The organism is Hymenobacter swuensis DY53 (assembly GCF_000576555.1).
GTDB lineage: Bacteria > Bacteroidota > Bacteroidia > Cytophagales > Hymenobacteraceae > Hymenobacter > Hymenobacter swuensis.
Genome location: NZ_CP007145.1, coordinates 507,302 through 530,058 on the forward strand (window position 1 = coordinate 507,302; position 22,757 = coordinate 530,058).

At 59.0% G+C, this 22,757-nt stretch carries 13 protein-coding genes and 1 rRNA gene; 1 reads left to right on the plus strand and 13 read right to left on the minus strand.

The window, feature by feature from the left end; all coding sequences use genetic code 11:
* The first annotated feature begins 1 nt into the window (after position 1).
* Positions 2-113: ribosomal RNA gene (gene rrf / locus HSW_RS03685) — 5S ribosomal RNA — on the plus strand.
* 845 nt (positions 114-958) lie between these two features.
* Here rrf and HSW_RS24070 read toward each other — a convergent pair.
* The 13 genes from HSW_RS24070 to HSW_RS03745 all read right to left on the minus strand — a co-directional run bounded on the left by HSW_RS24070 (position 959) and on the right by HSW_RS03745 (position 22,722).
* Entirely contained in the window at positions 959-1,114 is a 156-nt protein-coding gene (locus HSW_RS24070; protein ID WP_155832807.1) for a hypothetical protein, read from the minus strand.
* 504 nt (positions 1,115-1,618) lie between these two features.
* Positions 1,619-3,031: an alpha-amylase family glycosyl hydrolase gene (locus tag HSW_RS03690; RefSeq protein WP_044000877.1), complete on the minus strand. Its 1,413-nt coding sequence runs from the start codon at positions 3,029-3,031 to the stop codon at positions 1,619-1,621.
* Between the two features lie 93 nt (positions 3,032-3,124).
* Positions 3,125-5,239, minus strand: coding sequence for a glycoside hydrolase family 97 protein (locus HSW_RS03695; RefSeq protein WP_044000878.1), 2,115 nt, complete (start codon positions 5,237-5,239; stop codon positions 3,125-3,127).
* Positions 5,240-5,275: 36 nt separating this feature from the next.
* Positions 5,276-6,679: an alpha-amylase family glycosyl hydrolase gene (locus HSW_RS03700; protein ID WP_044000879.1), complete on the minus strand. Its 1,404-nt coding sequence runs from the start codon at positions 6,677-6,679 to the stop codon at positions 5,276-5,278.
* Between the two features lie 170 nt (positions 6,680-6,849).
* The gene (locus tag HSW_RS03705) at positions 6,850-8,055 is read right to left on the minus strand and encodes a T9SS type A sorting domain-containing protein (protein ID WP_081768241.1); all 1,206 of its coding nucleotides are present in this window, start codon (positions 8,053-8,055) and stop codon (positions 6,850-6,852) included.
* A 120-nt stretch (positions 8,056-8,175) separates the two neighbouring features.
* The gene (locus HSW_RS03710; RefSeq protein WP_044000880.1) at positions 8,176-9,339 is read right to left on the minus strand and encodes a T9SS type A sorting domain-containing protein; all 1,164 of its coding nucleotides are present in this window, start codon (positions 9,337-9,339) and stop codon (positions 8,176-8,178) included.
* Between the two features lie 99 nt (positions 9,340-9,438).
* On the minus strand, positions 9,439-11,067 hold the full coding sequence (locus HSW_RS03715) for a RagB/SusD family nutrient uptake outer membrane protein (RefSeq protein ID WP_081768242.1): 1,629 nt from the start codon (positions 11,065-11,067) through the stop codon (positions 9,439-9,441).
* A 21-nt stretch (positions 11,068-11,088) separates the two neighbouring features.
* Positions 11,089-14,115 (minus strand): SusC/RagA family TonB-linked outer membrane protein, encoded by a 3,027-nt coding sequence (locus tag HSW_RS03720; protein WP_231501350.1) that lies wholly within the window; start codon positions 14,113-14,115, stop codon positions 11,089-11,091.
* A 502-nt stretch (positions 14,116-14,617) separates the two neighbouring features.
* The gene (locus HSW_RS03725; RefSeq protein WP_044004075.1) at positions 14,618-15,904 is read right to left on the minus strand and encodes a M16 family metallopeptidase; all 1,287 of its coding nucleotides are present in this window, start codon (positions 15,902-15,904) and stop codon (positions 14,618-14,620) included.
* Positions 15,905-15,920: 16 nt separating this feature from the next.
* The gene (gene porV, locus HSW_RS03730) at positions 15,921-17,120 is read right to left on the minus strand and encodes a type IX secretion system outer membrane channel protein PorV (RefSeq protein ID WP_044000882.1); all 1,200 of its coding nucleotides are present in this window, start codon (positions 17,118-17,120) and stop codon (positions 15,921-15,923) included.
* A 52-nt stretch (positions 17,121-17,172) separates the two neighbouring features.
* Complete coding sequence (porU, locus tag HSW_RS03735) at positions 17,173-21,111, minus strand: type IX secretion system sortase PorU (protein ID WP_044000883.1); 3,939 nt, start codon at positions 21,109-21,111, stop codon at positions 17,173-17,175.
* Positions 21,112-21,293: 182 nt separating this feature from the next.
* Positions 21,294-21,998, minus strand: coding sequence for a CDP-diacylglycerol--serine O-phosphatidyltransferase (gene pssA, locus HSW_RS03740; RefSeq protein WP_044000884.1), 705 nt, complete (start codon positions 21,996-21,998; stop codon positions 21,294-21,296).
* Between the two features lie 88 nt (positions 21,999-22,086).
* On the minus strand, positions 22,087-22,722 hold the full coding sequence (locus HSW_RS03745) for an MBL fold metallo-hydrolase (RefSeq protein ID WP_044000885.1): 636 nt from the start codon (positions 22,720-22,722) through the stop codon (positions 22,087-22,089).
* Positions 22,723-22,757 lie beyond the last annotated feature (35 nt).

Below are 22,757 nucleotides of genomic sequence, written 5' to 3' on the forward strand. Positions count from 1 at the left end.
TAATGGTGGCTTTAGCCCGGGTGTTCACCTCTTCCCATTCCGAACAGAGTCGTTAAGCCCCGGAGCGCCTATGGTACTGCCTTCACCGGCGGGAGAGTCGGTCGCCGCCAACCTTATCATCCAAACTGCCTCGCAGCGTTCCCTCACCGGAATGCGCGAGGCAGTTTGCGTTTATAGCCACCCCCCCAGCCCGCGCTCCGCAGGCCCGTTGTCCCAAGCAAGCTGCCAAGACCCGGGACTATAGAAAGATTATCAATCCCTCACGAAGAAGGAAATAATTAGAGCTTATATCGATCAGTGGGTTAGAAATTGATTTTGGGTGAGTAATAGATTGTGCAATCCACAGCAGAACAGTATCACGGTATCGCGCATTTATTCTCGACCCGGCCGCGAAATGTCTCCCGCACTACCTGCCAGCGGTTGCACAGGCGAATAGTGTGCTCCACCACCACGCGTTAGTGGCTGGCTTATTTATCTGCGTTTTTTGCTCGGCTGCTCGCTCTTGGCCCCGGAGCTCCTTGGCGGGCTGGCGCACGTGCACGGCAGCGGGCTGATGGCCTTGGTAGTCGGCGTGCTGGTCCAGCACGATGCCTTCAGGAAATGCGTATGCCTCCTCGTTACAAATGGCTTTGTCGTGCGCGCTGCCAGTACAGGTAGCGCTCAGAAATAAGGTATGCTTGTTGGGGAGTAAAAAATGATCGTTCTATGCAGTGTATCTTTTTTTACCCAAGTAGTGGGCTCGTTGTGTGTCGGTATCAGTGCTACGCAACATAGGCCGCTCGGTAGCATAGAGCAGCACGTGTGGCGGGTTAGCAGGCCTTGGTCCAGAGGGTGGCCAACTCGCCCAGCTGGGCCAGGGCCTCGCGCAGCTAGGGTAGGCTCCGGTGCAGCAAGGCGTTGGTCTGGGGCTGCGTGAGGCCGAAGCTGGCCGCGTGCGCGGCTTGCAGTTGGTTGATTTTCAGGTGGCTGAGCGCGCCAGCACCAAGTCCTCAGTGGCAGCAAACGCGCTGTCGCGCGGCAGCGCCCGGAAGGCCCGCTGGCGCATGGTGGCCTGCAACGTATAGTAGCGGCGGGCATGCTCGACCACGACGGCAAACACGGTGTGCAACTGCAAGCCGTAATGCGCTTTTGGACAGGTCCATTATGGCTTGCAGGTGACCTTTGCGGGCCACAACAGCGTCATAGGTCATGTGGCAAAGGTCAACGATACCCCGTTAGTCGGTATAAACTCTATTAGATAACTATCGGTTTGAGTTGCATAAGGTGTCTGGTTAGAGCTACACGATGGGTTACCATAGCGCAATAGATGAAGGGCCTATCTATTAATGAATGTGAACTTTCTAAACAGTCCAGCTTGGGCTACTGTCAAATAAAGCAAGGGGCACTTACAATTTCTGTAAGTGCCCCTTGCTTTATTTGACAGTAATGTGACCAGAAAGTTGTGTCTATACGATTACCCTTTGAGGCGTATATGGCTAGTGTATTTGTGACCTAGTTGGGGAACCTGCAGTGTACTGTACCCTCAGGTCAGCGTAGCCAGTAGCTACAGCACCAGTGAACTAACAAACTGTCCACTCTGGTGAGTGCTGAAAGTAGCCTAGGTAACGAGTTGGGGCCATTACTTCTTCAGTATCAGATAACCATATGCCGGTAATGAAACCTGGGTGCCTACCGCCACGGATCCGCCCTGAAGAGCGTTGGTCCAAGTGGTGTTGGCCAGCGTGGTGGGGACGGTATAGGTTTGGGCAGAGTTGCGTACGTTCACCAGCACGAATGCCTGTTCGGAACCAGCGGTTTTGGTAAAGGCACATACGCTGGCGGTGCTGTAGGCAGTGGGGGTGCCGATGCGCAGGGCCGCGCTGGCTGCGCGGGCTGCCAATAACTGTTTATAGGCGCGCTTTACATCAGGGTTCTGGCCCCAGGCCACTTTCACCGAGGTGAAAGGAAAAGGAATAGCTTGGCTCATGCCGGCTTCCTGCCCGTTGTAAATCATAGGAACGCCCTTGTAAAGTGCCGTGATTACAAAGGCCGACATGGCCCCGGCTTTGCCTCCGAACAGCGCTACTGGTGTGCCATCGGAGCCATTTACGTCGTGATTGGTGATGTAGCGTACGACTTGCTGGGTGCCTGTAGCCCCAGTATACTCGCTGGCGTTCAGTGCATCGAAGGTGGTAGCGGCGACTCCGTTGCGGTATACCTGATAGATGCCGCCGTAGAAGTTGAAGCCGAAGTTGTAATCGAAGCCGGAAGTGAAGTTGGCGGCGCGGGTACCCTCCGCCAACAGCAGCAACTTGTGGGTTTTGATGTTGCGCAGTGTGTCGGAAGCCTGCTTCCAGAAGTCGTTGGGCTGGAAGTCGGCATAGTCAAAGCGGAATCCATCCACGTTGGCCGTGTACACCCACGACTTCAAGGCCGAAATCATTTCCATACGCATAGCCGCGTTGCCGAAATTGAGCTGTGCCACATCGTTGTAGGTGGTGCCATTGTTGGAGACGGGCATGATGGCGCCGGCCGCGTTTTTCTGGTACCAATCAGGGTGTTGGGTAATCCATGGGTTGTCCCAACTGGTGTGGTTGGCCACCCAGTCCAGCATCACGGCCATATTGCGCTGGTGCGCGCCATCAACCAGCGCGCGCAGGTCAGTCAGGGAGCCAAACTCGGAGTTAACGGAGCGGTAATCCTTTACGGCATAGGGCGAATTAACCGATTTGCTATCGGTGCCAATGGGGTAAATCGGCATCAGATACAGCACGTTCACACCCAGGTCCCGGATGGAATCCAGCCGGGCCGTGACGCCCGCAAAGTTACCGCTCTGGCTGAAGGCGCGCATGTTCACTTGGTACATCACCGCATCCTCGCGGTTGGGGACGCCCGTGAACGGGGTGCCGTACTGGGGTGGGGTGGGGTTAGTGGTCGGCGGGTCCGGAGTAGGTGTGGGAGCTACCGGGGTATCCGGTTTACAGGAACCTAGTAGGCTGGCCGCTACCACGAGGACCAAGCTGTTTTTATACGCAGTTTGAAGTAAAGACATTGTGGGAAGAAAATGGGTTACGGTGAGAATGGGTGGGTAGACCCTTCGGAAATGCAGCAGGGCCACCCCATGCGCATGTTCACTACATTGGGCTTACTTGCCTGCTGGCTTAAGGCTGATGGCGGCGCCACCTCCGGCAGCCAACTGCAGCTTCAGTACCGATTTGCTGTTGACTTTCTGCTTGCGGATCTGGTAGGCCTGCGGGTTTTTATTCCAGCTGGCACCTTTGCCATCGGCGTAGATGGTAGCTTCGTACTGCTGGCCGGGCGTGAGGAAATCGAGCTTTACGACCTGCTGACGCGGGTTTTCGTCGGTGATGCTGCCTATGTACCACTCCTCCTTGCCTTTAGCTTTACGGGCCGTTGTAATAAACTCGCCGGGCTCGGCCAGTAAAATGCGGGTGTCATCCCAGTCTACAGCTACGTCCTTGATAAACTGGAAAGCGTCGAGGTGTTGCTCATAGGCTTCGGGCAGATCGGCGGCCATTTGCACGGGGCTGTACATCGTCACGTAGAGCGCCAGCTGTTTGACCAGCGTGGTATGCACCTGCCGGCCCTTGTTCTGGGCGGGGTTCCAACTCTCCAGCTTAATCTGGAAGATGCCGGGCGTGTAGTCCATGGGGCCGCCCATGAGGCGGGTAAAGGGCAGAATGGTTTCGTGCTCGGGCAGGTTGCCGGTACTCCAGGCGTTGAACTCATTACCCCGGGCCGCTTCCGAAGCCAGCCAGTTAGGGTAGGTGCGGTGCAAGCCGGTGGGTCGCACCGACTCATGCATATCCACCATCAATTGGTTCTGGCCGAGCAGGGCGGCCGTGTGGTTGAAGTGGTTTACCATCCACTGGCCGTCGTGGTGCTCCCCACGCGGAATGATGCGGCCCACGTAGCCGGTTTTTACGGCCGCGTAGTTGTGCTCCTTCATGAAGCGGTAGGCGGCATCCTGGCGCCGCTCGTAGTTGGTCACAGAGCCGGATGTTTCGTGGTGCATCATCAACTGCACGCCTTTGGCGGCTGCGTACTGCTGCAGCTCCGTTACGTTGAAATCGGGGTAGGGCGTCACGAAGTCGAACACCTCTTCCTTCCAGTTATTGGCCCAGTCTTCCCAGCCCACGTTCCAGCCTTCAACCAGCACGCTCTGCAGGCCATGCTGGGCAGCAAAGTCAATGTAGCGCTTCACGTTGGCGGTGTTGGCGCCATGGCGACCGTTGGGTTTGAGGCGGTTCCAATCGGTGCCGGCCAGCTTGATGTTGCTGGTGTCAGCGTAGTTCCAACTGGCTTTGTTGACGTGCATTTCCCACCATACGCCCACAAACTTCTGGGGCTTGATCCAGTCGGTGGTCGGGAACTTGGTAGGCTCGTTCAGGTTAAGAATCAGCTTGCTGGCCAGCACCTCGGGCGCCTTGTCCGATACCACAATAGTGCGCCAGGGTGTGTGCTCGGGGGCCTGCAGGTAGGCTTTGGCGCCGGTAGCATCGGGCACCAGCTGGCTGCGCAGCCCGTAGGTTTTGGTATCCACGTTCAGGAACATGGCCGGGTAGTTCACCAGCGCCGCCTCGTGGATGTTTACATACAGCCCGTCGTCCGATTTCAGCATCAGCGGGGTTTGAATCCGGTTCGGGGCAGCTTTCTGCTGAATGGCCTCGATAGGCGTGGTGTTGACCTCACTCAGGCGCGTGGTGCTGTAGCTGTACTCGTTGGAGTCGTAGTCGCCGGGAATCCAGAAGGCCTTATGGTTAGCGGGCAGGTTAAACTCGGTCAGTTCCTCCTGCACCGTGAAGTAGCTCAGGCCGGGCTGCTGGGGCACCTCGTAGCGGAAGCCCACGCCATCGGAAAATACTCGGAACACTACATTGAGGCGGCGGCCGGGGGCCTGGGGCTGGTGCAGGTGCACCGTCAGTTGCTGGTAGTGGTTGCGGATGGTTTTTACCTCGCCCCACACCGGGTTCCAGCTCTCATCCACGTCCTTGGTTTCGGAGCCGGTTACTTCCAGCGGCCCATCGAAGCCCTTGCCATCCGCCAGCGTGAGGCCCAGTCGGGAGGATTTGATGACGGATTTCGGGCCGAACTGCACCGTGTACGTAGGCTGGCCGTTGGGACTGAGGGCAAACGTCAGGCTGACTTTATCGAGACGGGCGGTAAGCGGAGCTGTGTTCTGGGCGGTGGCGGGTAAGCCTGTTGCCAGCAGCAACACGACTATTAACGAGTTCTTCATTCAGGTAAATATCGGGGGTGGAGCCGCTGTGGTTGGTTAGCGGCCGGACTTCCCGGGTTGGGTTTGCAAAATCAGGTACTGGTAGGGCTGCAGCGACACGGTACCCTGCACCGGCGTGGTTTGCCCGTCCAGGGCATTTTTCCAGGTAGTACGGTTCAGCGCGCCCGGCACTGGGTAACTCACCGCTACGTTGCGAAGGTTCACCAATGTCAATACCTTTTCCGGACCACTGGTTTTGGTGAAGGCGCACACATCGTCGGTGCTGTAGGAGGTCAACTGGCCGTTGCGAATGGCTTCGTTGCCGTTGCGCAGCTGGATCAGCTGCTTGTATTCCCGGGTCAGGGCCGGGTTGGGCGTCCAGTCGATGGGCCGGCGTGGCCCCATAAACGGCACCCGCTGATTATAGCCCACTTCCTGGCCGTTGTAAACCATGGGCACGGCATGCATGTAAGCGGCCACCACAAAGGCGGCCATAGCACCCCGCTGGCCGCCAAACAGCTGCTGCGGCGTACCGTCCCAGGCGTTAATGTCGTGGTTAGAGGTATAGCGCACCATGCGGGCGTTGACCGGGGCGTTGCGGTAGTTAGCCGTATTTACTGAGTCGATGAGCTTCACGCTACGGCCCTTGGAGAAGATGTCTCCCTTCAGCACGTTCATAAACCCGAAATCGTAGCACAGGTCGAAACCATTTTGTAGGTAGTATTTCTTCTTGTCGCCCTCGGCCAGCAGCAGTAGTTTGTGTTTCGGAATGCTGCGCAGGTTGGCCAAGGCTTCGGTGAAAAATGCCTGTGTGGGACCATCGGCGTAGTCGAAGCGGTAGCCGTCAATATTGGCTTGCAACACCCAGTAGCGCAGAGACTGGATCATGGCGGTGCGCAGCTGGGCATTCTGAAAATCAAGCTGCACGATGTCTTTCCACTCCGGTATTGGGTTGGTGAGGTTGCCGTTGGCGTCGCGCACGTACCAGTCGGGGTGCTGGGTTACCCAGGCATGGTCGAAGCTGGTATGGTTGCCCACCCAATCTAGCATTACGGCCAAGCCGCGCTGGTGCGCGCCGTCCACCAGCTCCCGCAGATCGGTGAGGGTGCCAAACTCCGGGTTCACGGCCGTATAGTTCTGCACCGCGAAAGGCGAATCCACCGCCTTTAGCTTGCCGATGGGGAAAATGGGCATCAGGTACACTACATTCACCCCTAGTGCCTTAATGGAATCCAGCCGGGCCGTCACCGCCTTAAAGGTGCCCTGCTGGCTGAAGCCCCGCATGTTCACCTGGTAGATGGTGGCATTCTGGCCATCGGGCACCCCGGCAAACGGCTTACCGTACTGTTTGGGGTCGTGGTAGGCCGCGGCAGGAGCCGACGAGGGTTGGGCAGTAGCGGACTCAAGGTTGCCCAGCGAGAACAGCGCAGCCACTAAGGAAGAAAAAACGGTTTGCTTCATACAATCGGAACGAAGAAGAGACGCAACAGGCGCTGACTCACCGTGACGGAGGAAGTGGAGGCTGCGTAACGTGATGCGACTCCCGCCGCTCAACCATTAGCCTTTTCCTGCGGCGTCTCTACTTTGTTTGTTCATTCAAAAATCTGTTCAGCAGTACTTCTGCTGCCGGGTTACCGCTGCACTTCTATCCGGCGGCTGCTTATGCCGGCGGCAGTTTGCAGGCGCAGCAGGTATACACCCGGGGCCACGCCGGCCAGCCCCACCTTGAGCGTGCTGCCGGAACCGTTTTGCTCGGTTATTACCTGGCCCAGCATATTGAGCAGAGTAGCTCGCACGGTGCCAACCGGACTGGTCAGCCCGCTCAACTGCACTGTGAGTTGGTTGGTGGCGGGGTTAGGGAATACTGCTACGTCAGGCGCGGCAGCTGGCTTAGTCGTAGCCGTAGTGGGCGAGGTCACCTGTTGATAGGCTATCTGCTGCAATGCCACGGCATGGGCCGGCGTAATGCCGAGGTCGGTAGCTGCCTGCTCGCTGGCTCCTAACGTGCGCGGGTCCACGTTGGTGAGCTGGTAGAAGAGCACCAGCGCGCTGAGGTAACTTCCCCATTTGCTGGCGTGCACCTGGTCGGAGGCCCACAGGTTGATTTTGCTGGGGTCGGGGGTGTAGGAGTTGCGCGTAGCCACATCCGCCGTGATGGCGCGCAGCCAAGCGTCGCCCACTGGGGCCACGGCGGCATAGCGGCCGTTGGTGATAAACGCCTGCTGGTAGCTTTTACGCAGGTCCTGGGCCATCGAGTCGATGGGCAGGCCGGCGTAGCGGCTGCCGGCCGGGTAAGTAAAGTCGGGGCGGGCCCAAGTACCGTAGAGGTACACCTGCGCGGTGGGGCTAGCCCCGTGGATGGCCTGCTCCAGCAGCGTGGAGTAAGTGTAGAATAGCTGCCGGTTGCCTCCGCGGTTTGTGGGGGTGGGGCGGGTGCTTTGTTCCTGTAGGACTACCTTGTCCCAGCCCGGCTGCGCAATAACCGAGAGGGCGCTGGTGTGATGAAACTCCAGTGACTTGCCGCTCACGGCCTCAATATGCACGTCGTAGTTGAGCCCGGCCTGGGTTGTGAATTTCTTGAAAATGCCCGGTACGCCGCCGAAAGCCGCCTGCATGCCCGCATCGTGGGCGCGGGGGTTGGTAGCGGGTAATCCGTAGTTCACATCCGTAATAGCGGCGGCGTTGTAATTCAGCGCCGGCGCGTACTGGCCGTGGGTGAAACTGTTGCCCACGAACAGCACGCGGGTCTGGGCCGAGGCCGTGGCTCCCAGACCGAGTAAGGCAACTGCCAGCCCGGTCATGCGCCAGGCTCTTAACGGGGTAAAAGGAAAAAGCATAGTAGGAAGGAAAGGACAGGTGGGAGCGTATGGTTAATTAGGGAGCTGCCGCAAAGCTTTTGCTGCCTACTAAGCGGGCCACGCATTGGGTACCGGCCCAGCTTAGCAGGCAGTGAGAAGCTAGCGGGTTACGGCCAGGCGGCGCGTAGCCAGCTTGTCGCCTACCTGCACTTTCACCAAGTAAGTACCCACGGCCAGGTCGCCGGTGGCTACGCGCAGTTCATGAAAGCCAGGGCTCTGCTTGTCGTCCAGCAGCGTCCGGACCTCGCGGCCCAGCAGATCCAGCACGCGCACGGCTACCGGCTGGGCACCGCCCTGCACTTGGTAGGAAATGGTAGAGCTGCCTTGCGTGGGGTTCGGGAATATGCTCATGGCCACTACCGCGTCATCGGCCTTGCGGCTGCTAAGCACTACCACGACGTTGACCGAGGCGGCCTGGGTGCCGGCCAACGCCGTGAAATCGGGGTTGAAGCCCAGGTTGTTGTTGCCGTTGCCGGTCACTTCCGGAATGACATCCGACGACCAGAAGGCGTCGCCGCTCACGTAAGCAGCCATTACTTTCACGATGGACGCGCCCGAAGGCAGGCCCAGGGAGGTGCGGTTGAACTCATATTCGAGAGCGTAGGAGCCGGCCCCGCCGCCGTTGGCGTTGCCAGGGTTGGTGGTGATGTCGCCGGTAGGAGCCAGGTAGGCCACGCGGGTGCCCGCAAACAGGCTATAGAGGCCGGTGGTCTGGGAGGCGGGCAGGGCACTGGCCACGCCGTTGCTGGTGAGTGTGGTGCTCAGCCCATCACCCAACGACTTGGCTACGGCCGAGGTAGCCGAGCTGTACACGGCCGCCTGCACATCGTAGCGGCCGGTGGTGGCAATGGCCGCGTCGGCTTCCAGCTCGAGCTTAGTCCCTCCGATGCTGCCGCCGGCAAACGTGCCGAATACCGTGGTAGCACCCGCAATACTGGGCAGGGCGGTGCCCACTGGTACGCCGGATTTATTAGGGAGGTCCATATAGAGCTGGAAGTTGTTGCCGCCCGCCTCAATGGTGCCCGCCAATCCAATGTAAAGCTTGGTGCTACTATTGGCCCCGTACATGCGCAGCAGGCCCGCATTGCCAAAGCCCGCGCTGCCAATGTGCGCCGGCGTGAAAGCCCCCAGAGACGTGTACTTCCCGGCCGCCGACCCGATTTCGGTGGCGTTGATGATGCCGTCGAGCGTAATCTGGGCCTGGGCGCTCAGTGCAGTGCCCGTCAGGGTGGTGGCCAGGATGAGAGTAGAAAGTTTTTTCATGGGAAGATGAGAGAATGGTGGGGATTGCGGTAAGAAAGCTGCGAAAGTGAGGCTGGCAGGCAGTTGCAGCTACCCGCCAGCCTCAAGCGGTTCGGTTGGTTAGTAGCCGGGGTTCTGCACCAGCGTGGGGTTGGCCACGATGTCGGTGGAAGGCAGCGGGTAGAGGTTGAACTTGTTGTCGATGGCCTGGCCGTTGCGGGCACCGCCTTTCCAGGGCCACAGGTAGCTGCCGCTCGTGAACTTGCCGAAGCGCACCAGGTCGGTGCGGCGGGAGGCTTCCCAGTACAGTTCCCGGCCCCGCTCGTCCAGCACAAAATCGGTGGTGAGCTGAGTAGCGGTGATGCGGCCATCGGTGGTACCGCCGGCATTGCCGTAGGCCCGGTCGCGCAGGGCATTCACATAGGTAAGAGCCTGGGCTGGACTGCCGCCCTGGCCGCCGCGCAGCACGGCTTCGGCGTACATCAGGTACACGTCGCCGAGGCGAAACAATGGGAAGTCGGTATCCACGAAAATGAGCTGCGGGTCATTGCCGTCGGCACCGGTGGAAGTCTTGTTGCGCCACTTGGTCACGCCGTAGCCTTCCGTAAAAATGGTCAGGTCGTTGATTTCCAGGGTCTGACCGTTGGTGAAGAACATGGCCCGGGTATCGAAGCCGCTGGCAGGCGTGGGAAACAGCAGGGGCAGGTTTTTGCGGGCGCGGTTACCGGCCCAGCCGCTGTTGATGCCGAAGCCGCTGGCCAGCATCTGGCCTCCCACGGCGGCGTGCACCAGGTAAGTAGTGCCGCCATATACCTGCGACACGAGCCCGTCAGAGGTAATCGGAAAGATGATTTCCGAGGCAGCCGTTACGTTGTTATCGGCCAGGAACAGCAGACGGTACTCGGGGGCCAGCTGGTAGCCGCCGGCCAGCACTTTGTTGCAGTAGATGAGGCAGTCGGTGTAGCGGGCAGTGCCGGTATACACTTCCGCGTTCAGATACAGCTTGGCCAGCAGCGTTTGAGCGGCGCCCTGGTCGGCGCGGCCATATGGTCCCTGGCGGGCGGGCGTCAGTAGCGGCTCCACAGCCTTCAGCTCCGATTCCACATAGCTGAACAACGCCGCGCGGGTGGTTTGCTTGGGCAGGTCCTTGCTGGGCGCGTCGGCTTCGGTCACGAAGGGGACATTGCCGTACAAATCAATGGCGTGATAATAGGCCAGTGCGCGCAGAAAACGGGCTTCGGCGCGGTACAGGCGGGCTTTTTCGGCATCCGCGCCCGTAATACCCCGGCTGCTGAGCTTCTCGTCGCTGGTTTCCCGGATGAACTCATTGCAAAGTGCTACCTCATAGAAAATACGGGTGTAGCTGTTGTTGATCAGGTCGTTGCTGGACGTCCAGCTGGTGCGGTTCAGCTCCTGCAGCGGGCCGCTGTTCCAGGCCACGGCGGCTTCGTCGGTTACCAGTTCCTGCAGGTACCAGTAGGCGCGCATGTAGGAGGTTTCGCCTTCGTCCTTGCCCTGGCCGGCAAACACGTCGGGGCTGCCGGAGTTGCCGGAGAGGTTGAAGCCGGCGTAGCACTTGGCCAGCACCTGGATATAGTTGGCCGGGTCTTTATACACCGATCCGGTGTTCAAGTCATAAAACGGCTCCCGGTCAAGATCTTTCACGCAGGCCGTGAGGCCGCCGGTGAGCAGGGAAGCGGTAAGGGCCACTGTAAGGCCGCCGCGGCGCAGAGTAAAGGGGAATTTCATGAGAAGCAGGAGTAGCGGCGGTTAAAAACCAAGGTTGAGGCCCAGCGTGATGGTGCGGGGCAGAGGGTAGAAGTTGCTGTCGACGCCAGTAGCGCGCTCTGGGTCGAGGCCGGAGTAGCTGGTCAGCAGCAGCAGGTTCTGGGCGGCCAGGGTCACGTTGAGGTTGGTGCCGGCTTTCACCAGGCTGCCGAAATCGTAGCCCAGCGTCACGTTCTGCAGGCGCACGAACGAGGCGTCTTCCAGGTAAATGTTGCTCAGCGGCTGACCAGTGGTGAAGCCGGTGGTGTAGATGGCGGGCACCACGTTGGCCGAGTAGTTCAGGCCGGTATTCAGGCCGTAGTAGCTGCTCTGGCCGCCGTCTACGCTGTTGTACACGGAGCCGCCCACGTTGGAGCGCACCGTGAAGGCCAGACTCGCTTTGCCGTAGCTCAGGTTGGAGCTGAAGCCCAGAATGGCCTTGGGCGCGGGGTTCTTGCCGTACACCTTATCCCGCTCATTAATGATGCCGTCTCCGTTCTGGTCCACGTACTGCTCGATGGTGGGGCTGGCGGTGGGTCCCTGAATGGGCTTACCTGCCTCGCTGTACCGCTGCTCATACAGGAAGAAGGTATTGGGCGCGTAGCCCACGGCATTCACCTGCACAAACTGGAAGTTGCCGATGCCACCGGTAGGCGTGCCCAAGTAGGTGGGGTCCTGTACCTGTGAGAGTTTGGTGATTTTGCCCCGGTTCATGGTGGCATTGAGGTTCACGGACCAGTTCAGCCGGTCGCCCTGCAATATGTTGTAGTTCAAGGCCAGCTCCACGCCCCGGTTTTCCAGGCTCCCGATGTTGGTGAGCAGCGTGTTGGAGAGGTTGCTGCCCGCCGGAATCGGAATAACGGCCAGCAGGTCAGAGGTTTTGCGTAGATATACATCCACCGAACCGGTCAGACGGTTACCGAAGAAGCCATAGTCCAGGCCCACGTCGTAGGTTGCCGTTTGCTCCCACTGCAGGTTCCGGTCGTAGGCAGCGGGACGGAGGGTGTAGATGGTGTCCTGCCCGAAAATCTGCCGTACCGAGGGTGCCCCGAGGCTGTACTTGGCCAGGTAGGGGTAGTCACCGGCTACGTTGGTAATATCCTGCTGGCCCGTAATGCCGTAACTGGCCCGCAGCTTCAGGTCCGATACCGTTTTCGACTCAGCCAGGAAGCTTTCCTTGTTGAGGCGCCAGGCTACCGAGGCCGCCGGGAAGTAGCCCCAGCGGTTTTCGGGGCTGAAGTGCGAGGACGCATCGGCCCGCAAGGTGGCCGTCACGAGGTAGCGGTCCTTGAAGTTATAATTCGCCCGGCCGTAGTAGGAAAGCAGGGTGTACTGGGTTTTGAAGGGGTTCTGGGCTGGGTCGAGCGGGTACAGGCGCGAGCCGTCGGCCTTGTAGGCAAACCGGAAGGGCGCGTGGGTGTAGAAATCCTGGTAAGAGTAGCCGGCCAGGGCCTCCACCCGGTGGTTACCCAGCTCCTTGCTGTAGCGCAAGTAGGTTTCCAGCAGCTTGTTGTCCTTTTCCTGGCGGTAGGAGTTGTTCTGGCCCTGGGTGGAATACGCCACCGACGAGCTGGCCGGGATAAAGACAGTACCGTTGCTGCGCGACACATCATAGCCCACGTTTAGGTTGGCGTGCAGATCAGGCAGGAAATGCAGCTTGTAGTCGAGCTGCACGTTGCCGATGCTGCGCAACACCGTGCTCCGGTCCCGCTTGTCGTTGAGCAGGGCCACCGGGTTGCGGTCCGTGAGCGGGTTCGGAATAGCCCCGTCGCGCCACTCGAAGTATCCGTTGAAGCCGTCAGTGCCCGTGCTGTAAATGGGCTGGGTAGGGTTGAAGCGCACCGCGCCGCCAATGGCGCCCTGGTCGGCAAAGCGGTAGTCGGCCCAGGTGCCCTTCACGTTCACGTCAATGCGCAAATGGTCGTCCAGCAGGCGCGGGGAGAGGCCAATGGAGGCCGAGTTGCGCTTGAGGTTGCCGGTGCGCAGCGTGCCATCCTGATTCAGGTAGCCCAATGAAACCCGGTAGGGCACGTGCCGCACGCTGCCGGTCAGGCTCACGTTGTTATCGGTGGTCCAGGCAGTTTTGTAGATGGCGTCCTGCCAGTCGGTATTGGCGGTGCCGAGGTAGGCTTGGTTCAGGGCCGGAATAGTACCCTCCGCCACGGCCCGGTTCAGCAGTGCGCGGTACTCGTCGCCGCTGAGCACGTCCACCTTACCATAATTCGTGGCCCTGGATACCTGGGAGCTGATGTTCACGCGCATCTTCTCGCCATCCAGCCCTTTTTTGGTGGTGATGAGAATAACCCCGTTGGAAGCCCGGGAGCCGTAAATGGCCGTAGCCGAGGCATCCTTGAGCACCGTGAAGCTCTCAATATCCTGGGGGTTGACCAACGAAAGCGGATTGCCTGCCCCATTGATGCCCTGGTTATCCACCGGCACCCCGTCAATTACGATGAGCGGGTCATTGCTGGCGTTCAGGGAGGAGCCGCCCCGGATGCGAATCACACTGGCTTCGCCGGGTGCTCCGCCGCCGGTGGTAATCTGTACGCCGGCCACCTTGCCCTGCACCAGTTGCTCGGGCGAAGTCACTTGGCCTTTCACAAAGTCCTTAGTGGTTACCGTGGTTACGGAGCCCGTCACATCTTGGCGGCGAGCAGTGCCGTAGCCCACTACCACGGCCTCATTGAGCAGAGTCGTGTTGTCGCTGAGGGTGGCTGCCGCTACCTGGGTGGCCTGGCCTTCCGTCACCGTTACCGGCGTCCGTACGGTATTCAGCCCAATAGAGGAAAATACCAGCGTATGCGGACCGGCGGGCACATTAGCAATGGTATAGTTACCGCTGCCATCGGTGGAGGCTCCGAGCGAGGTGCCTTCCACCAGCACCGTCACGCCCGGAATGCCCTGGCCTGTGCTATCGACCACGCGGCCGGTTACCGTGCCGCCGGCCACAGCCGCCAGGCGAGCAAAATCAGGGGTAGCTGCGGCGTTTGCCGAGCGCGGCGCGGCCAGCGTGCTTCCGATAGAAAGCAAACCCAGCGCGGGCAAAACCAACCGGGCATGAGAAGGCCAGGAAGAGAGTGGGAATAGTAGGGGTACCGGCATGAGAGCAGGGTTAAGGGCGGGAATGGCTTGTACTCGACGCAGTACCCAGTACCTGAATAAGGCCCCGGCCACGCATACACGCGACCAGCCTGGTAACTGGGAACGGAGCAAAAGAATACCCTCCCTCTCTCAAGCGAAACTTATCAAACCCGGATCAAGAAAATATAGATTGTATTGGGTGCTATGTTTTTGTTTAACAAATAATTAAAAAGGAAATAAGTGGAGAAAATATTAAGGTAATATGACCTATTTTTTGCTCGTAAACCCAGGCAGGTATGCCCGATAGGCAAGGTGGAGGAGAGAATATATAGTCTATAGTGACTACTCACTTTGCTCCGTTTGCGCAACCGGACATGGTTCGATAGAAATGCAAAAAGCCTGCTTCTCTCTGGGAGAAACAGGCTTCAGAATTGGCTTGTTAAAACGTGGCTCAGGTGCGCTGCCCGGGACCGGCTACTACCTCAATCATGTCTTCCGGAGCAAGGTATTGCTGCGCCAACTCCTGCAGCGTTGAGGCACTGACGGCCTGAACATGGCTGATGAAATCGGAGTAATAGGTGGCGGGTAGGTTATAAAAGACCAGGTTCTTGTACTTATCGCACTGCTCGAATACGGTGCTGAGCTCATTGGCGAATTTGCCGGCCATGTAGTTTTTCACCGTCTGCAGCTCACTTTCAGGCACCAATTCCTCCTGCAGGCGGTGCAGCTCATGATGCACTTCCCGAATAGCTGCGTCGGCACTGGCTGCATTTACATCGGAACCAATCACGAAGCTGGTAGCCTGCTCACGCGGGCCGATACTGGCGTAAATGCCGTAAGTCAGGCCTTTATCTTCCCGGATGTTCTTCATCAGGCGGGAGCCGAAGTACCCACCAAGTACCTTCGCCAGTACCTGTAAATCATGCGTTTGAGGATGACTGAGAGCTGGCCACAACCGCCCGATGCGCAGAGAAGCCTGTAGGCTGCCTTCCACCAGCACGTAATCCTGGGCCGGGGCACTGGCCGGAAAAGCAGCCGCAACGGCCTCTATTCCGCTGCTAATGCCGGGAACAGCTCCCAGTATATCCTGTACAAGCGCATCCTGAACCGGGCTGACATCTCCGCAAAGGAAAAGCTCGGCTCCGGTAAAGGTGTATGCCTGCTGATGAAAAGTGCGGACCTGCTCTGTGGTGACGCGCTGGAAGGCTGTTTCGTCAAACTTGACCCCGTACGGATAGGTTGCCCCGAAGAGGTTGCTGGAGAACTGCTCGGCGGCGAGGTAGCTGGTTTTCTGCCGCTCAACCCGCACGTTCTGCACGGTGCGGGTTTGCAGCTGCGTCAGTTCGGCTTCCGGAAAGGTAGGCTCGGTGAGCACATCAAGAACCAGCGGCAGCAGCTTTTCCAGATGCCGGGTCAGGCAGTAGAGGGTGAGGGTAGCGCGGTCAAAGCCCTGGTCGCACTCCAGCGAGGCGCCGTAAAAGGCTATTTCGTCGGCAATCTGGCGGGCAGTGCGGGTGCGGGTGCCTTCCAGCAGCATGCGGGCCGTGAGCAACGATACGCCGGGGGCCGGCTCGTACCATTTACCGGCTTTAAATACTACCTGCAGCCGAACTACGGGTTGCGCATCATTGCGCATCACATGCAGGCGGGCTCCGTTAGGGAGCGAAAACACGTCAGCCGCGGGCAGCTTTACGCTGGCCAGCGGCTGAACGGGAGGAGCGACTGTGCGGTCGAGCATCAAAAGGAGAGGAGAGTTAGTTGGTTGGGCTGTCTGAAGAACCGAAGGCTTCGCTCAGCTCGTTGAAGTTAAAGTGCAGGGAGACACGTAAGGTTTGCGCCAGCGGGTTGGCCTTGGAGTTAGGAACCAGGTACGTGCCATCCACCCCGAAAACTTGGTAGCGTACTCCGGCCCCAAAGCTTAGATATTGCCGGTCACCCTTCATGGGGTTTTCGTAGAAATAGCCTACGCGGGCCATCAGCAAATCGTTGTACACGTACTCCAGGCCCGCCGAGAGGTTGATTTCCTTCATTTCCTCACTGAAACCGCCGGGCGCGTCGCTGAAGGAACTGGTAATGCCGCGCACGATGCCGTAGTTGGCCCGCTTCTCATTCTCGGCAACTACCGCCGGGGCCTGACGGTTATCAGTGGGGTCATTTACATCATAGAAAGGAGTTGGAACCAACAGCTTGTTGGCGTCCACCGTCACCGTTAATCTGTTGTAGGCGTCCAGCTCCCGGGTAATGGCCGTGCCCAGCTTCAGGTTGGTGGGCAGGAAATCCGGCTGATTGGCATCGGTGTACGTGATTTTGTTACCGATATTCGATACCGCCGCGCCAAGGGCCAGATTGTACTCGCCCGCCCCGATGGAAAGGTCGGTGGTGTAGTAGGCCCCCAGATCAACGGCTATGGCGTTGCCGGGATTAGAGTCGGTGCTGCCGCCAGTGAGGTTGGAGCGAACATAGCGGGCATTCAGACCCACGCCAAAGTTGTCGCTCAGCTTTTGGCCGTAGCCTACCGTAAAGGCGTATTCCTTGGGGTTGAAGGAACCGTTCGGCTGATTATTGGCCGTGCGGTAATCAATCTGGCCCAGATCGAAATACATCAGGTTGGCCGAAATTGTCGACCGCTCACCAAGTTTGCTGGTGCCACTCAGGTAAGCCAGACCCATATCATTGGCAATGCTGGCCAGCCAGGGAGTGTAGGATGCTGCCGCGCTGTACTGGTACCGCACAAAGCCCAGCTTGCCCGGGTTATAGTACCCGGCGTTGGCATCGGGGCTGATGGCAACCCCGGCCTCACCTAAAGCCGAAGAACGCGCATCGGGGCTGATGGTGAGAATGGGCACAGCGGTGGTAATGGCATTGACCCGGCTCTGGGCGTGGGTAGCAGTAGCAGCCAGACCAAGCAGACCAGGCAGCAGCACAGAGCGCAGGGACAGTTTCGGCAGTGTCATAAGGGAAGAAAGAATGGAGGCGGAAGGTAGGCGAAATAGCCCGATGGGTTGATTAGTTGAGCAAAACCAGTTTCTCGTATTTCGATGCGGTAGTCGTAGCCGAGCCGTTGGCTGAGCGTGTGCGCACGCTTACGCGGTACACGTACACGCCCCGGGCCAGCTGGTCCTGGTACTCATCGCGGCCGTCCCAGGTGACGGCCGAAACGTGGGAGCCGCTGCCAAAAGCCGAGCCCTGCAACGTGCGCACCAATTTACCCGACACCGTAAAAATCTGCACCTGAATGTCCAGATCCTCACCGCTCCGGTTATGGTCGAAATGGAAGGTGGTGTTGCGGGCAAACGGGTTAGGATAGTTCAGGACGTGCTGCAGGGCCAGTTTCTCGGTGGGTGCGGCCACAAACTCCACTGAGCGCTCCGCGGAGTTATTCCACGTGTCCCAGGCTTTTACGCGCAGCTCGTGGGGGCCAGCCGTGAGGTCCTTGAACTTGTATTCTACCCGGCCCACCTGAAAACTATCGGTTTTGGCGGTGTAGAAGGAGTTGAGAATGGTCACTTTGCTGGCGTCCCCGTCCAGGGTGGCCGTAAGGTCGTGCCCGATGCCGGTACCGGCCGTGTTGATACCACTTTCGTCGCGCAGATTGCCCAGCATGGTGGTAGTAAGACCCGTGAGCCCGCCAAATACAAACTGCTCATTATCCATGAACAGCTGGATGCGCGGCGGAATAGTGTCGCGGTAAGCCAGGGGAGACGCGTCGCCTACCGATACCAGCATCTGGCCGTGAGCATCGGTGCGGGAAGCGGCATCGGAGGCATACAGGCTGATTTTGCCCAGCCCTACGCTGTAATTGATATCCTTGGGCACGACAAACTGCACGTTGAACTGCCCGTTGCGCACCGTGGCCGGCCCATCATACAGCACATTCTCCCGGATGGTAATGGGTACCGTCGGCGAATTGGCCTCGTTAGCCAGTGTCATCACCACCGACTTCTTCTCGAAGACCTGCACGTTGGCCGTACCGTTGAAAGCATTATTCAGGCGGCCTCCTTGGCGCACTTCGCCTTTCAACTCCACCCGTTGAAGAGCCTTAAGCGTATCGGTCTGGGCCGCGCCGGCAGTTTTGCCATTGATTTGCGTGATGACTGCCAGTTGCTCCGGGTAGGCCAAACGCATAGATGGATCGCCGAGCAGAGCGTAATTGCGGTTGTTGTCGCCGGCCACGGCGATGTTCTTAGCCGTCTGGCAGATGTCGCCGATGCGGGGCATCGTGCCATCGGAGCGAGGCTTGAATAGGTCGTTGAAGAACTCAATAGCCAACGACTGGTTTTTATCGGCATACACCACGCGGGTAGTAGTGAGCAGCCCAATAGAGCCGCCGCTGATATCGGTGAGCGACAGTTCCCCGGCAGAGGTAAACTCCGGGTTATCATAGGTGCTGAAGTCGCAAGTGCCGGTAAATAGGAAGGGCAGCGTGGCGCTGTTCTGAAGCCGCTGAACTGAACCATTTGTCAAGATCTGCTCATCGGCCCAACTCCGTGGGCTGCCGTGACCTATGTAGTTGATCAGCAGAGAGCCTTTTTCAAACGCCTCGTCCAGTGCCTTTTCAGCTGCTGGGGAGCGTTGGCCGGCCGCCACAATGGTCTGCGGATACAGGTCGAGGTACTGCTTGTACACATTGTAGCTGCGCGCTTTAGCCAAGGTATCTAACGGATTAGCAAGCTGGTCGCTGTAGTAGCTGAACAGGTTGCCGTCCCCATCATCGGCCACGAAGGTCAGGCGGTTGCGCCACTTGCCGTAGCTGCTGGCCGCGTCGTAGCCAATCAGCTTTTTCACCACTAGAGTGGCCTGGTCAATGGTGCGGACGGGTAGGCGGCCCACGGCTACATCCATCAACTCGTTGCTGGTGTTGGGTAGCCAGGCCCCCTCGTTGTCATCGAGCAGGGCATAGTAATCGTCGGAGGAGTAGGTGAGGCCTTGGGCATTCGGGCGGGCCCCCATCACCAGGTCAAAGCCTTCCACCGACTCATACACCGGCACGAAGTTCTGGTTGATTTTATCGGCGTTAGCCGGCAAACGGTCCTTCCACCAATCAGGCAGCTTAGTGGCATCGTTGGTGATGTCGGCCTTATAGTCGTACGAGGCGTCGCCGAACAGCAGCAGATACTGGCGGCTGCTAGTGGTGTTCCGGTCGTACACCATCTTCATGAAGTCCCGAATGGCCGTTACGTCCTGCGCCCCGGAGCCGAACTCATTGTACACCTGGGTGGTGGTTACTACCTGCACCGTAAGCCCGTCGCGGGTGGTACGGTGAGCGGCCAGGGCGTTGGCGGCCGTCAGGAAAGCTGGGTGCGTGAGAATAACCAGCTCCAGCTTGCCATCAAGGTTGAGGGCGTGCAGGTTCTGGTTGCCGACTTTACCAAAACCGCGCGGCGTAGGGAAGTTGCTGCCGGTGAAGGCTACAAACTCGCGTACCGAATCGGTGCGGGCCAGAAAAGTGCCGCTGGTGTGGGCCACTGCCGCCGGCCGGCGCGGATTGGTTACTTCCCAGATGGTAGCTCCCGTGGCGTTGGCCAGCTCAAACTGACTAATAGCCGCCGCGCTAATGTTCTCAAGGGAGCGAAATTCCAGCAGGCTGCCATTCAGGCGAAGCTGGCGCTGGGCATTCAGCTCCAAGTAGTCGAGGTAGCCCTTAGCGCCCGGATCGGTTCCCCCGGCGTACGTCAGGCTTATTTTTACCTCTGATGGCGAGGTGCCCGGAACCGTGTAGGCTATATTGGAGAGGTTGGTATTGGCTATTTCCGGGTAGCAGCCGTAGCCGCCGGTGCAGTTGTAGCCCGGTACCACTTGGCTTACGGTATTCTGCCCATTTATACTGGTCTGGAAAACGGATGCGGAAGAGGAGGCCGCCACCACGGAAGACGTAACCTGTGCCGCCGAGCCGGCTACCAGATCAGTTACCGGAAAAGTAACCTCGCGCTGTGTCCCGGAGGCGGTGGAAAACTGCTCGCCTACCCACACCCGCCCCGATTTGGCCAGATTCTGCAGCTCCCGCTCATAGAACTGCCGCTCATTGAAGGTGGTAATACGAGCCGAAGCCGACCCGCTTACAGCGGACCTCGGGGCTACCCGCCGGCCGCCACTGGTGCCTGCTGTCAGGAAATAATAAGCAGTATCGGCGTAGGGGTTTTGCTGGTGCCGGAATCGGTTGCTCAGGCCGTCGCGCGTCCAAGTGTGGGGGCCCCGGGCGTAGAACAGAAAGTATTCGTTGTCGTCGAAGGTGGCGTTGCCGTCGCCCACGAACTGGATGGCGTTTTCGGCGAGGTCATCGGGGCGGTAGGCACTGTTGAGCTGGGGCAGGGTGCCCATAGCGTTGCCGTAGAGGCGCAGCCGGTTAGGGTCGAGGCCCTGCACATTCATGCCCAATCCGCTTAGCGTGGCTTTGTCGAGCTTATATATACCATTGCTTGGCACCCCAATCTTAAACCAGTCACCCTGGCTGAGCGCGGAAGTACGGGTATAGATGCGGGAAGCAGTAAGGCGTTGAGCGGCCGTGGTGTAGGCGTAAGTGAAGGAAACCAGCTTTTCGGGTTGGCCGGTCTGGGCATTGCGGCGTAGCGGCTGGATGGCCAGCAGCGTAACCGGCTGCCGGGTATCGGTACCCGAAATCAACTGTAACGTGGGAGTCGTAGGCAGCGCGGCCAGATCCAGTTGCTTAGCGTCTGCGGCCACCACCGGCTCATACACCGCGTCGCGAAGCTGGCCCTGGGCTACGATGCCAGCCAAGCGCAGCTGTAGGGTACCCACCTGCTCGTTGGCGCGGAACGACGCGCCCCGAAACGACGGTACCTGCCGCTTTTGCCCCCGTATGGCAATCGGCTCCTTGCCCGTCCAGGTGACGCGGGCTCGTACTACCTGCTCCGACTGTGCCCAAGCAGTCTGCCCGGCCATCGTCAAAACCAGGACAACCAGCCACCAGACCGTAGAATACCGCATACGCAAAGCTCAAGAATCAGCGAAAAGGAAAAAGATGCTTTCGAGGGGCAACAGGTGGGCGGGCAACACAGTTCAGCAGTGGCTATTTAACTACTTACGTGAGTAATTATTGCAGTCTGCCAAGAGAAAAAACGTTCAATCAGGTAAACGTATTCCGTTCCGACTATGGATTGCCGGGGTGGTTACGCGGCTTCGATTTTGGGCTTTGCGGGGCTCAGCACCGAGAGCAGCACGTACAACAAAATAATCAGCGGAATGGCGGCGGCCCATAGCCACAAAAGCAGCCCAACGCTCAGCAGCAGGAACACAAACCGCACTTGGTTGTCCTGCCAGCGAAAGGACTTAAACTTCAAGGCAAAGAGCGGCAACTCGGCTACCAGCAGCCCGGAAAGTACCAGCGTGAGCCCCAGCAGCACCCACGGATTCAGCACGTAGGGGCTGAGGGCAAACCGGTCGTTGGCCAGAATCAGGGGCAGCGAGGTGACCACCAGGGTGCAGGCTGGCGTGGGCAGGCCAATAAAGGAATCGGACTGGCGGGTATCATTATTGAATTTGGCCAGCCGCAGTGCCGAAAACACCGTCACGATAAAGCCGGCGTAGGGCAACCAGTTGGGCATTCCGGCCCCACTTTGCCGCAGCAGATCAAAGAGGAAGGCTCCCGGTACTACCCCAAACGACACGACATCGGCCAAGGAATCCAGGTCTTTGCCGATGGGGGAGGAGACGTGGAGTGCCCGCGCCAGTAAGCCGTCGAAGAAATCGAACAAAGCCGAAAGCCCAACGAAATAGGCGGCTGTTTCCAGGTTGCCAGCAAAAATTTGGCAGATGGCCAGGCAGCCCGAAAAGAGGTTCAGGCAGGTAACGGCGTTGGGAAGATGCTTTTTCAAGTAGAAGCGGCTGATTAGAAAAGCTACAGAAAGGCAGCGGCCCGGGGCACCAGGTCAGCTACAAAGCAATGGCAGGTAGCCGGCGGCCTTATTTCAGGAAAGGGTTACTGCGACGTTCCTGTCCTATAGTGGTAACCGGGCCGTGGCCGGAGTACACTACCGTCTCGTCGGGGAGCGTCAGGAGCTGGGTTTTGATGCTGGTAATGAGCGTGGCATAGTCGCCGCCGGGCAAATCGGTGCGGCCGATGCTGCCCTGAAACAGCACGTCGCCCCCAATTACGGTGCTGGTAGGAGCGTGGTAGAACACCACGTGGCCGGGTGCGTGGCCGGGCGCAAACCGAACTTCCAGCTCCGTTTCCCCAAAGCGGACTGGCTCACCGGGCGTCAGAAAACCGGTGGGCTCGGCCGGGTTATACTTCGGGAAGCCGTAGCTAGGCGCATACGTCGGTACTGCCCGGAGCGTAGCCAGGTCAGCCTCGTGAATTAGGAAGGGTACCTTATAGGTATCGAGAATGAATTGATTGCCGAAGACGTGGTCGATGTGGCAATGCGTGTTCACCAGTAACACCACCTGCAGGCCCTGGGCAGCAATGAATTGTTGGAGAGCTTCCTGCTCGGCCGGCTCGTAGCAGCCGGGGTCAACTACCACGCAGTGGCCGGTGGTATCGTGCAGCAGGTAGGTATTCTCGGAAAAAGCGTTGAAAGTAAATCCCGAAACAGTCATGGAAAAGAAAGGAAAACCGGAGTGGAGTCCGGGCG